This is a genomic window from Desulfuromusa kysingii (assembly GCF_900107645.1).
GTDB lineage: Bacteria > Desulfobacterota > Desulfuromonadia > Desulfuromonadales > Geopsychrobacteraceae > Desulfuromusa > Desulfuromusa kysingii.
The window spans coordinates 396,157-408,696 of the sequence record NZ_FNQN01000002.1 but is presented as its reverse complement, the minus strand read 5'-3'; the positions used below and the strand labels follow the sequence as shown (position 1 = coordinate 408,696).

Below are 12,540 nucleotides of genomic sequence, written 5' to 3'. Positions count from 1 at the left end.
CAATATTGATATGATCAGTTCTGATTGAATAACTAGAAGGGGTGCTATGGGAACAATGAACCTGTTATTTGGCGCGACAACCCTCATCTACCTGCTGGCGAGTATTTGCTATCTTGTTGCTATGCTGGGTAAGCGGTCGCAAGTTGGTCGTGCCGGTCGTTGGATGCTGCTGGCAGGGGTTATCTTGCACGCAGCATGTTTTGGTGTGCGGCATTCGACCGCAGGAGGAACGCCTGTTACCAGTTTGCACGAATCACTCGCATTTTTTGCCTGGTGTCTGGTCTTACTCTTTTTACTGCTCGATCTCCGCTTTCATCTGTCGGTGATGGGGGCGTTTGCGGCTCCATTGGCTTTTCTGCTAATGATTGCCAGTGCGTTAAGCCCAAACGTGGTGGTCCAGTTAAATCCGGTTTTGAAAAGTTGGCTCTTCCCCGTCCATATCGTTTTTGCTTTTTTGGGAAATGCAGCTTTTGCCCTCTCCTTTGGGGCTGGAGTAATGTATCTGATTCAAAATCGCATGTTGAAAAGCAAGCGGTTTACCGGGCTTTATCAGCTATTGCCCTCTCTGGATATTCTGGATAGAGTTAATTATACTTGTCTGAGTGTCGGTTTTCCATTGATGACGCTGGGGATTATTAGTGGTGCTTTCTGGGCCAATACGGCTTGGGGCACTTACTGGAGCTGGGACCCAAAAGAAACTTGGGCGTTGATCACCTGGTTTCTGTACGCGGCGCTTCTCCATGGACGGTTGACAGTTGGTTGGCGTGGCCGCAAAGCCGCCATTTTTTCTATCATCGCGTTTATCTTTTTGTTGTTTACCTTCCTTGGGGTAAACCTGTTGCTTGGTGGCTATCACACCTTTGAGGCTTTTGCCATTCTTTGATGAAAGTCTGAAGAGCAAATATATATGAATATTGTTATCGTGGGGTTAAGTCATAAAACGGCCCCAGTAGAAATAAGAGAGAAAGTCGCTTTCTCTCCCGCTGAAATAGAACATCCTCTGAAGCAGCTTCTGGCTCTGCCCTCTGTTTCTGAAGCTGTGATTGTTTCAACCTGTAACCGTGTTGAACTCTATGGCATCAGTCGTCAACCCGATGTTGCAATCATGGAAATGAAACAATTTTTAGCTCAATCTCATGGCTTGGAGTCTGATGTTCTGGCTCCCCATCTCTATGATTTTTCTGGAGCGGAGGCGATCGTGCATGTGCTGCGGGTTGCGTCCAGTCTTGATTCCATGATGATTGGTGAACCGCAGATTCTGGGACAGATCAAGACCGCTTACGGTTATGCTTGTGAATATAAGACTGTCGGTTTAATTCTGAATCGTTTTCTGCGGAAAGCATTTTCAGTGGCCAAACGGGTTCGCAGTGAGACTGCAATTGCCAGCAATGCTGTTTCCGTCTCTTTTGCCGCCGTTGAACTCGCTCGTAAAATCTTCGACTCTCTGGAGAATAAAACCGTTATGTTGATTGGTGCCGGTGAGATGTGTGAACTGGCAGCAAAACACTTTATCAATAATGGTGTTTCCAACGTTCTAGTCACAAACCGAACGTTCAGTCGGGCGGAGAGGCTGGCGGAAGAATTTAACGGAACAGCCGTTAGTTTTGAAAACTTTCGAGAACAGTTACACCGAGTTGATATTGTCCTCTCTTCGACCGGTGCTCCCGACTATGTTTTGGGGGCCAAAAAACTCAAAGCAGTTTGTAAGGAGAGACGTTACAAGCCGATGTTCTTGATTGATATTGCGGTACCACGGGATATTGATCCTGCCGCAAATAAGTTGGATAGCATTTATCTCTACGATGTCGATGATTTGCAGGGTGTTGTACAGGCAAACTTGAAGGAACGACAAAAAGAGGCCGCCAAAGCAGAACTCATTATTAACGAAGAGGTAGGACAGTTTCAACGCTGGCTGGCAACTCTGGAAGTGAAGCCGACAATTGTCGCTCTGCGTCAGAAGATGGAGCAGGTACGTCAGGGCGAAGTGGAAAAAACTTTTTCCAACCTGAATGGTTTGAATGCTAAAGAACGTAAAGCAATCGAGTCGATGAGCAGTGCTATTATTAACAAAATATTGCATCATCCTACTCATGTTCTGAAACAGACCAGCACTGAGGATGATAGTAGCTTGTACCTTGATGCGGTCCGCACATTGTTCGATCTGCCGGATGTTGATAGGCAGAAATAAAACGGCCAAAAATAAAATAATTTATATCCATATAACAAGGAGACATTATGTCCACTCGCACTTTGAGAATTGGCACTCGCGCAAGTACTTTAGCCCTCTGGCAAGCTAACTGGGTCAAAGAAGAACTAGAAAAACGCTATCCTGATTTGGAGGTTACACTGACCAAAATTAAAACTCAGGGCGATAAAATTCTCGATGTTCCTTTGGCGATGGTGGGTGGAAAAGGGCTGTTTGTCAAAGAGATTCAAGAGGCGATGTTGCGTGACGAGGTCGATATTGCGGTTCATTCAATGAAAGATGTCCCCACCTTTTTTCCTGATGGTACCGGGCTGCGTTGTATTACGGAGCGGGCAGACCCGCGTGATATTGTGGTCTTGAAACCGGGATATAAGAGCTTTGCAGAGATCCGGCAGAATGGCCGAATCGGCACCTCTTCGTTACGGCGTAAAGCGCAACTTCTTCATCGCCGTCCCGATCTGGAAATGGTTGATATCCGTGGTAATGTGCAAACCCGAATCGGTAAATTGACCGATGACAACCTTGACGCTGTTGTCTTAGCTGCTGCGGGAATGCATCGGCTTGGATTTTCTGCACAAATTGGCGAATATCTTGATCCTAAGATCTGTCTTCCCGCCATTGGGCAGGGCGCTCTGGGTTTAGAAAGTCGCATTGATGATGATGCCACCAACGAATTGATCGACTTTTTCAATCACCTGCCAACCTCTTACGCTGTGACGGCAGAGCGTGCTGTGTTGTCAACACTTGAAGGTGGGTGCCAGGTTCCAATTGCCGCTTTTGGTACTGTCACGGGCGATCAATTAGAGTTGACCGGATTAGTTTCAGATGTCCTCGGTCAGAAAATGTTGAAAGAAACCATGACCTGTCATGTTGATCAGGCATTTGCAACCGGTGTCGCCTTAGCGAAAGAGTTGCTGTCTCAAGGGGCTGCAGAAATTCTTAACGAAGTCTACGGTTGTGAAACCTTCAACACTGAAGGGGATTGATCTTGAATTCAACGTTGCCCTTGGCGGGAAGACGTTTTCTGGTGACTCGGCCACAACCCCAAGCTGCTGATTTTGTTGCGTTACTTGAGCAACAGGGCGGCTCGGCCGTCTGTATCCCGACGATTGAAATTGTGCCGCCAAAGAGTTGGGCCCCATTTGATTTTGCCATGCAGGATCTGGATGACTTCGATATCCTGATTCTCACTTCGGTTAATGGCGTTGCAGCTTTTTTTGAACGCTTGTTGGAGAATAATCAGTACTATGGCGTGCTGACCGACATGTTGATTGTTGCCGTAGGTCCGAAAACAGCCGCCGCGATCGAAGCAAATCATGTTCATCCAGACATTGTCCCAGCGGACCACCGTGCTGAAGGGATTGTTGCCGCACTTATGCAACATGAGATTGCCGGAAAAAAAATTCTTTATCCGCGAGCTGAAATCGCCCGACCACTGATTATTGAGGCGCTTAAGAACGGCGGCGCTGAAGTGACTGCACCTGTTGCTTACCGGACAATTATGCCGAAAGAGAGGAAAGAGGAGATTTGTAACCTCCTCAGAGGTGGTGATCTTGATGCCATCTGTTTTAGTTCCTCGTCGACATTTGCTAACCTATATACCATGCTTGGAGATGATCTTAAGAAATTGCAGGGGGAGACCAAGTTTTTTTCCATTGGACCACAGACCTCTGAAACTATCCGTCGCCATGGTTTTGAGGTTGCTCTAGAGCCGGAACAGTGGACTCTGGATGCTTTGGTTTTGGCGATGGCAGATTATTATTCAAAATAGACCGGTGCGGTGAATCTTGTGTCCACCGCACCGGAACAGACAGGAGTCTTTTATGTATTTTCCCAGTTACCGTCCCCGTCGCTTGCGCCGGAATGAAAATATTCGCCGCATGGTCCGTGAAACTCATCTGCGGGTCGATGATCTGATTTATCCAATGTTCAGTGCCTTTGGTGAAAACATCAAAAAAGAGATTGGTTCCATGCCGGGAATTTATCAGCAGTCGATTGACAATATTGTCATCGAAGCCAAAGAGGTGTTTAATCTTGGCATCCCTGCTGTGGTGTTGTTTGGTATTCCTGAAACGAAAGACGCCGTCGGTAGCGATGCTTATTGTGCGACAGGTATTATCCAGAATACGGTTCGGGCGATCAAGGAACAGGTTCCAGAGCTTACGGTGATTACGGACGTCTGTATGTGTGAGTATACAGATCACGGTCATTGCGGCCTGATCAAAGATGGAGACGTTGATAATGATTCAACCCTGGAGCTCTTGGCTGCTGAAGCTCTTTCTCATGTCCAAGCTGGTGCCGATATCGTTGCCCCTTCAGATATGATGGATGGTCGGGTTGCGGCGATTCGGGATATTTTGGATGAAAATGGCTTTGAACATATTCCGGTGATGAGTTATGCGGTTAAATATGCCAGCGCCTATTATGGTCCGTTCCGTGAGGCGGCAGAGAGTACCCCGGAATTTGGTGACCGACGCAGTTACCAGATGGACCCCGCGAATCGCATGGAAGCACTCCGTGAGGCCAATCAGGATGTTGCTGAATCCGCTGATTTTCTTATGGTTAAGCCTGCGCTGGCCTATTTGGATGTACTCCGGGAGTTAAAAGATAATTTTGACTTGCCATTGGTTGCTTACAATGTTTCCGGTGAGTACAGCATGGTCAAAGCGGCTGCCGAAAAAGGCTGGATTGATGGTGACCGGGTGATGATGGAAACCCTGTTGGGAATGAAGCGTGCGGGAGCCGATTTAATTATTACATATCATGCCAAAGAGGCCGCAAAGTTGTTAAGCGCTTGAAGTTTTATCTGCATATGAATGGAGTAAAAGGGCTATCAGAAAATGATAGCCCTTTGTATCTTTTGCATGTCTGAATACTATACTGACAGATTAGCCAACGGCATTCGCCTGGTCACGGTCCCTATGCCTCACCTCCATTCAGCGGAGCTGGTGTGTTCTATGGCTGTCGGCGGTCGCTGTGAGCCAACCGAGCTTGCCGGTATCTCCCATTTTCTCGAACATATGATTTTCCGCGGGACTGCTGAGTATGCCACCAGCACTGATCTGGAGCGAGCCTTTGAGGGGATCGGTGGTTCTGTGAATGCAGCAACGGATATGGAGACGACCTGTTTTCATTCACCGCTCCATCCAGACTTTCTGGCTGAAGGGGTAGCCCTGTTTGCTTCGATGCTCAGGCGACCTGTATTTAACAATATCGATATCGAACGGCGTATCATCCTCGAAGAAGCCCGTGAGGATTTTAACGAAGATGGCGTTCAGGTGAATCCCGATAACTTGATGGTGGGTCTTCTCTGGCCAGATCATCCTTTAGGCGAGTCGTTGATCGGTTCGACAGAAACATTACATGGAATTGATCGCTCCAAGCTGGTTGATTACTATCGTTCCTGGTATATTCCTCAAAATCTGGTGATCTGCGCTTGTGGCCCGGTGACAAGAGAGACCTTTCTCCAGAGTGTTGAACGTGAGTTTGGCGATTGGCCGGCAAAAGAGAGCTTACCCTTTCCCCCTGCCCCGGATAAATTCCATCCTCAACCGCAGAGTCTCTGGGTCCAGGATTCTGATTCGCAGATCAGTTTGCAGTTAGCATTTCTGTTGCCGGGGCGACAGGACGAAGGAACTCTGGCCGTCCGCATGTTGCGGCGAATTTTGTCCTGGGGCGGTGGTGCACGGTTGTCGTTGCGTTTACGTGAAGAGCTGGGGTTGACCTATTCAGTCGAAGCTAATTGTTCACTGTTAGATGATACTGGCTATCTGGCCATCGATTTATCAGTCGCCGCAGAAAATTTACAACCTACCGTCACTGAGCTATTCAAGATTCTGGCGCAACTGCGTGATCAACCCATTCCTGGCGACGAATTGACTGCCGTCACCAGAAGTTATCTCTTTGATCTCGAATTTTCCCGCGACCAAAGTGAGGCGATGGCGGTTCGTTATGGTTGGGGATTGCAGGCTGGTTATCTGCGGACGCTGGAGCAGGATTGCCGGGAATTGCAGCAATTAACCCCGGAATATTTACAGCGAGTGGCAAAGAGCATATTCTCCGCGGAGAGGATGAGGTTGGTCGTTGTTGGCCCTTGGACTGAGGATGATCGTGCTAAAGTTACTCAGATCATCGAAAACTCAGAACTTTCCCGCTCTTCTTGAACGTATTGTAACACTCCCAATTGACATAACAACTTGTCCGTTTCGTTGCTGAGACCTTGATGTCTGCCCACCTTGTTTGCTAAGGAGGATCTCTTCGTCCTGTTTGACCATGTGTAGTCACGGCAACAGTGTCAAAACCTCTTTAAAATGGCAATATAGAAAAACCTTTAATTCTAGGTAGTTACCAGTTTTGCCTCAGTTTATTTGACTCTGCCAATAATCGGCTCTACCTCTCTTTTCCTCAAGCAGTTTGCAGTAAATGTCTTTATTTTCTATATATTCAGCATGTTATCGACCCGTGATGCGATTGTGACAGTTTTGATTTTTTTTCTTTAGCCGATGTTTATTAAGGAATAAAAACAAGAACAAGTATATAACTTACTGAATATCAAGAGGTTTTTTCGATAATCAGCTTGCCGTAACAACAGATTTAGCTGATAATATAACAGATTAAGTTTCCATATTGGATCATATAACTATTGTTTCTCGCATATGGAGGGATATTCACTGAGGGTATGAAAGCATCTTTCGAAATATTGTCTGAACAAGATGTCATGGATCTGCTCTGTATGCCACAGGTGTTGATCGACTTGATCGAAGCTTGTTTAAGCGGCAGTGATGAACAGTCTTTGACTGATATTGTGCTTCATGATGCGGTCCTGTCTGCTCGGATAATTCTTGCGGCCAGCAAGTCCAATTCGCAACCTCTTGATCCCTTTGAGCCCGTCTCCTCAGCGGTTAAGCAGCTAGGCGTTGCAGTGATAACCGGTATTGCTTTGCAGTCAGCTCGGCAAGTTATCCAGCATGACTTTACGCCTCAGCAGTTATCTTTTCAGTATGGACTGTGGTTTTCATCTCAAGTCTCTGGAATCGTTGCCCGTTGTCTGGCACCTTCAGTCAATTACCCGCATATTGAAGAGGCGCAGTTGTGTGGTTTACTGCAGAACCTCGGAATTTATGCCATGTTTTTCAGGGCGGGTGACAATTATGTGCGCTTGGATGTCCACCCGTGGAGCAGCGCGGTTCAATGTCAACTGGAGGAGGCTGAATATCAGGTTGACCACCTTCAGGTTGCAGCTAAGCTGGTTGGGCCATGGAATCTGGATTCCTTTTTAGTCGATACGATTCGTTTCTTGTATGCGGATCTTTCGCAGATTGAGGGCGGCCATCCATTACTTAAAATTGCTCGCCTGACGCAACAATTTTGCCAAAGCCCTAAACGGTTATTCCCTGAAACAGAAGAGTTGGCAGAACATCTGTTCGGATTGACCAAGAACGAAATTGATTATCTTTCAGCGTGGGCGAAGGGGTTATATCCTCACTATGGAGATGCTTTAAATGATCTTGAAACGCTGCAAAAGGAGATGGCAGCAGCGTGTGAGCGACTGACGGAGCTTTCCTTTGTCCTTGCCACTCAGGAGGCAATCCGTTCTCGCCTTGGTCTGGCCCAGAATCCGAAAGAGCTGGTCTCGATAGCGCGACAACTCTACCTGGAAAATAGTCCGGCAAATGAAGCCATCTTCCTGTTACTGGATCAGCAACATTTTCAGCTGACTGGGATTCTGAGTGACAGCCAGCCAAGATTGATTGGCGAATTGAAGGTCTCGATGGAGGCGCAATCGAACCTGCTTGCTGCGGCATTACAGAGCGGGAAGGTGACCGACTCGTTTCACCCCTTGCAACCACTGACGGTTGATGATCATGTGCTGATAAGGTTAGCGAAGGGGGCTGGAATCAGTTGCCAACCTTTCCTCTTCGATGGGCGGGCTCTGGGGGTCGTTGTCCTTGGTATTGATTCAACCCATGATCTCCAGCGACTCGAGTCGTTGCCGATCAAAATGTTTGTCCCCGTTGTCAGTGCTGCGATGATGAAGATGTCTGTAGATGCTCAGAATTATGTCACCGAAGGGGGAAGTTTGCTGCGCCGAGTCAGTCATGAAGTCAAGAACCCTTTGACCATTATTGGCAACTATACGGAAGTTTTAAATCACTCTCTGGCGGGCACTGACAATCAGGAGCTGACCCAGTCAATTCAAAAAGAAGTTCGCAGGATTGATGATATCCTTAATTATTATTTGAACCAGCAGGAGATTCCTGGATTCCCTGAGCCGAGTATTGACCTGAATCAACTGGTGCTCGATACGATTGATGCTGTCGACGATGGTGAATTGCAATCACGGCAGGTTGAAATCCGACTTGATCTGCAAGATAAGCTCGAAAACGTGGCGACCAATCCGGTGCTGGTGAAACAGATTCTCGTCAATCTGCTCAAGAATGCAGCAGCAGCTGTCAGTGAGAAAGGGATTATTCAGTTGCTGACGCGTGCTGGTTATTCTTCCGATAATGGCAGACATATTGAAGTCATTGTTGCAGATAATGGACCTGGGCTCTCCACCGAACAACAGGAGCAGCTGTTTCAGCCCGTTGTTGGTCATGAGAAGGAGACTGGTTTGAGTGTTATCAAGGGGATGGTGGATGATCTTGGTGGGAGGATCAGCTGCCATAGTTCAAGGGAGTCTGGTACGAGCTTTCATCTGCAGATTCCTTGCAGAATTGTTCGCCAACTTAAGGCTTAGGGGGTGTTGTGCAAAGAGTGAGTTCTAACCATATTGCAACGAAAGAAGAGGCCAGGCAATCACAGATCTTGATTGTTGATGACCAGTTGTCTTTATTGCAGAGTCTACAAGCTCTATTACGCATCAATGGTTACCGTGTTGATCTGGCTAGAAGCGGTAGCGAAGCGATCACAAAGTTACAAGATCATGATTACCAGCTGCTGCTTCTTGACTTGAAAATGCCCGGAATGACTGGGTTTGAGGTCCTTGATTTTGTCCGTCAAGCTGAGTTGAATTTGGAAACTGTGGTTGTCAGTGGTGACACCTCTTTTGCTTCAATCAAAGATTCCATGCGTCTTGGAGCCTATGATTTTATCCGTAAACCCTATAACCCTGAAGAGTTGTTGGCAGCCGTGAGTCGAGCTCTTGAGTGTTATCATCGGGAGCGGGAGACTCTGACAATTGAAAAATCTTTGGACCGGTCAGAACAGTTGCATCGCTATATCGTCAACAGTTCACCTGATTTTATCTATATGCTTGATGCTCAGGGTGTTTTCACTTATGTCAATGATAGGGTGGAAAATTTACTTGGGTATAAGCGGAATGAATTACTTGGCAAACATTTTTCATCGATCATCCATCCGCATAACGCGGCAACGAGCTCACAGCTATTTCGAGAGCGACGAGCAGGAGAGCGAGCGACCCGGAATGCAGAGATGCGTCTGCTCGTGAATCAGGCAAATGAGTGTGTGCGATCCTTTGATAACTATGAATTGATCGTTGAATTGAATGCAACCGGAGTCTATGAACAGAATGGGGTCGGGGAGAAGGTCTTCATTGGCACCTTGGGAAGTGTCAGAGATATTTCAGCGCGGAAACGGACAGAAGAGCGGATTAGTTTTCAAGCCTATCATGACTTGTTAACTCAATTGCCTAACCGGGGTTTATTTAATGACAGGCTGAATCAGGCCTTTGCACATGCAAAGCGGAACCGACAGAAATTTGCTTTACTGTTTATGGATCTGGATCGCTTTAAATTAATTAATGATACTCTAGGGCATGTTATGGGTGATCTGGTTTTGCAGCGAGTCTCTGAGCGGATTCTTGAATATCTGCGGGCCGAGGATACTCTGGCACGGTTTGGTGGCGATGAATTTTGTCTCTTGTTACCCAATATTCCCCATCGAGAAAGTGTCGCGGCCGTTGCAGAGAAGATCCTCAAGGCAGTGAGACAGCCCTTTAGTATCAATAATCATGAACTTTACCTGAGTATGAGCGTCGGTATTGCGATCTATCCTGATGCGGGGGAGACCGAGGAAACTTTGCTGCGTAGTGCTGATATGGCAATGTATCACGTGAAAGAAAACGGCAAGGACGGCTACTGTTTTTATTGCAAAACTCTCCACTCGGACTCAAATTTTCTGACCACAGAACGTGATCTCTCCCATGCCATGGAAAAAAAACAGTTTCAGGTCTTTTTCCAGCCCAAAGTTGATCCGAGTTATCATGCCATTGTCGGTATGGAGGCGTTGTTGCGTTGGCAACATCCCCAGCGAGGACTTCTCTATCCTGAAGACTTTCTTGCGGCTGCCGAGTCTTCAAAGTTGATGGTGCCTCTAGGGCTCTGGGTTTTACGTCGAGTCTGCGAAGAGGTTGTTCGTTGGCGCAAACAAGGTATTCCTCCTGTTAAGGTGTCATTGAATGTTTCTCTTGTGCAACTGAAAGAGGCCGATTTTGCAGAGCTCTTTATCCATACGTTGCAGGAATTCAAGCTTGCTGCTAAGTTTTTCGAAGTTGAAATAACGGAGCAGGGATTAAGTAAGGGGGACGCTGAGGTTGTAAAACAGCTGCGGATATTGCGTGATTTTGGGATCTCTGTGACCATTGATGATTTTGGCCGTGGTTATTCATCTTTCAGTTATCTGCAAAATTTACCAGTCAATACCATAAAAATCGATCGCTCCTTTGTCCGCGAAATTGAGGAAAGGTGCGACCAGACTTGTATTGCAGACGGTATCGCGATGATGGCCAAGGGATTGAAGCTGAATGTTGTTGGTGCCGGAGTGGAAAACCTTTTTCAACTTGATTACTTACGCAATCTGGGATGCCATGAAGTTCAGGGCTATCTCTATAGCAAAGCCATTTCAGCTCAAGAGACGATGACCTTGCTGCAAAATTGTCCAGCTCAAGGCCCCCACTTTACCCTGCCACATTAACCTCAAAGCGGTTTAAAAATAACAGACGAGAAGCTCTCTCCTATGTTATGACAATATTAACAGTCTGAATCCTACTTATATTTTTGAAGACAGGAGTCGAGCATGCAACAGAGTGAATTTATTGGCCTGGAAGATCAATATGGAGCCCATAATTATAAACCTCTTGATGTCGTCTTGACGCGTGGCAAAGGTGTTTGGGTCTGGGATGTTGATGGCAACAAATATCTCGACTGTCTGGCTGCTTATTCAGCGGTCAATCAGGGCCACTGTCATCCTAAAATTATGCAGGCGATGGTGACACAGGCGGAAAAATTGACGTTGACGTCGCGGGCTTTTCGCAATGATCAGCTAGGTCCATTTTATCAAGAGCTTTGTGAGTTGACCCATTCACACAAGGTCCTGCCGATGAACAGTGGGGCTGAGGCGGTAGAGACGGCGATCAAAACGGTGCGCAAGTGGGGCTATCTGGTGAAAGGGGTGCCGCAGGATAAGGCTGAAATTATTGTCTGTGCGAATAACTTTCATGGTCGCACAATCAGTATCGTCAGTTTCAGCACCGATGAAAATGCACGCGCGGGGTTTGGCCCTTTTACGCCGGGATTTAAATGTATCCCTTTCGGCGATGCAGCTGCTTTTGAAACGGCAATCACCGCAAATACAGTCGCGTTTTTGGTGGAACCAATCCAGGGCGAAGCCGGAGTGATAATTCCGCCAGATGACTATTTGAAACAGGTCAGAGAAATTTCTGATCGTCACAATGTGGTTTTGATTCTGGATGAGATTCAGACTGGGCTAGGACGTACCGGAAAATTATTAACTGAGGAATACGCAGGAATTGAGGCAGATTTAACCCTGATTGGTAAGGCTCTTTCGGGTGGCTTCTATCCGGTCTCTGCGGTGTTATCAAATACTGAAGTGATGGATGTTTTGCAGCCTGGTGAACACGGCAGTACCTTCGGTGGTAATCCCCTGGCCTGTGCGGTTGCAAGAGCGGCATTGAAGGTTCTTTTCGAAGAGAATCTGATCGAAAATTCCTATGAGCAGGGGGAGTATTTCCTCAATGAATTGAAAAAAATCTCCCATCCTCATATTAAAGAGGTGCGGGGTCGTGGACTCATGCTTGCCATTGAATTTCATCCCGAGGTTGGGGGGGCGCGAGGATATTGTTACAAACTGAAAGAACAGGGGATTCTGGCGAAAGACACCCACGAAAATATCATTCGCTTTGCTCCACCGCTGGTGATCAAGCGTGAAGAGGTTGATTTGATTCTGGAGGCTATAAATCAGGTTTTGTCTGCATCCTGATGGAGTTTTTGAAAGCACCATTGTATCTTTGTTTAAACGGTCGTCAATGGTTAGGTCGGGCTGTTTGAGTCGTACGAGAATTAAAGAGGATTGGT

At 47.0% G+C, this 12,540-nt stretch carries 9 protein-coding genes; all 9 read left to right on the top strand.

What is annotated here, in order from left to right; all coding sequences use genetic code 11:
- Window positions 1–46 precede the first annotated feature (46 nt).
- Complete coding sequence (ccsB, locus tag BLU87_RS05005; RefSeq protein ID WP_281242505.1) at window positions 47–883, top strand: c-type cytochrome biogenesis protein CcsB; 837 nt, start codon at window positions 47–49, stop codon at window positions 881–883.
- A gap of 24 nt (window positions 884–907) precedes the next feature.
- Window positions 908–2,188, top strand: coding sequence for a glutamyl-tRNA reductase (gene hemA, locus BLU87_RS05000; protein WP_092345317.1), 1,281 nt, complete (start codon window positions 908–910; stop codon window positions 2,186–2,188).
- A gap of 47 nt (window positions 2,189–2,235) precedes the next feature.
- Window positions 2,236–3,192, top strand: a complete 957-nt coding sequence (gene hemC / locus BLU87_RS04995; RefSeq protein ID WP_092345315.1) for a hydroxymethylbilane synthase — start codon at window positions 2,236–2,238, stop codon at window positions 3,190–3,192.
- Window positions 3,193–3,194: 2 nt separating this feature from the next.
- Window positions 3,195–3,977, top strand: coding sequence for a uroporphyrinogen-III synthase (locus BLU87_RS04990; RefSeq protein WP_175498268.1), 783 nt, complete (start codon window positions 3,195–3,197; stop codon window positions 3,975–3,977).
- A 52-nt stretch (window positions 3,978–4,029) separates the two neighbouring features.
- Complete coding sequence (gene hemB, locus BLU87_RS04985) at window positions 4,030–5,004, top strand: porphobilinogen synthase (protein WP_092345311.1); 975 nt, start codon at window positions 4,030–4,032, stop codon at window positions 5,002–5,004.
- A gap of 66 nt (window positions 5,005–5,070) precedes the next feature.
- Window positions 5,071–6,369, top strand: coding sequence for a M16 family metallopeptidase (locus BLU87_RS04980; RefSeq protein WP_175498267.1), 1,299 nt, complete (start codon window positions 5,071–5,073; stop codon window positions 6,367–6,369).
- A 515-nt stretch (window positions 6,370–6,884) separates the two neighbouring features.
- Window positions 6,885–8,945 carry an HDOD domain-containing protein gene (locus tag BLU87_RS04975; protein ID WP_092345307.1) on the top strand — a complete coding sequence of 687 codons (2,061 nt, stop codon included), beginning with the start codon at window positions 6,885–6,887 and terminating at the stop codon, window positions 8,943–8,945.
- Window positions 8,946–8,953: 8 nt separating this feature from the next.
- Window positions 8,954–11,140, top strand: a complete 2,187-nt coding sequence (locus BLU87_RS04970) for an EAL domain-containing protein (RefSeq protein ID WP_092345305.1) — start codon at window positions 8,954–8,956, stop codon at window positions 11,138–11,140.
- A 102-nt stretch (window positions 11,141–11,242) separates the two neighbouring features.
- Window positions 11,243–12,445, top strand: a complete 1,203-nt coding sequence (rocD, locus tag BLU87_RS04965) for an ornithine--oxo-acid transaminase (RefSeq protein ID WP_092345303.1) — start codon at window positions 11,243–11,245, stop codon at window positions 12,443–12,445.
- Window positions 12,446–12,540: the final 95 nt, after the last annotated feature.

Excerpts from the sequence above, each read along its gene's own strand:
- ccsB (WP_281242505.1), top strand. The coding sequence starts at position 47 with ATGGGAACAATGAACCTGTTATTTGGCGCGACAACCCTCATCTACCTG.
- hemA (WP_092345317.1), top strand. The coding sequence starts at position 908 with ATGAATATTGTTATCGTGGGGTTAAGTCATAAAACGGCCCCAGTAGAA.
- hemC (WP_092345315.1), top strand. The coding sequence starts at position 2,236 with ATGTCCACTCGCACTTTGAGAATTGGCACTCGCGCAAGTACTTTAGCC.
- hemB (WP_092345311.1), top strand. The coding sequence starts at position 4,030 with ATGTATTTTCCCAGTTACCGTCCCCGTCGCTTGCGCCGGAATGAAAAT.
- BLU87_RS04980 (WP_175498267.1), top strand. The coding sequence starts at position 5,071 with ATGTCTGAATACTATACTGACAGATTAGCCAACGGCATTCGCCTGGTC.
- BLU87_RS04975 (WP_092345307.1), top strand. The coding sequence starts at position 6,885 with ATGAAAGCATCTTTCGAAATATTGTCTGAACAAGATGTCATGGATCTG.
- rocD (WP_092345303.1), top strand. The coding sequence starts at position 11,243 with ATGCAACAGAGTGAATTTATTGGCCTGGAAGATCAATATGGAGCCCAT.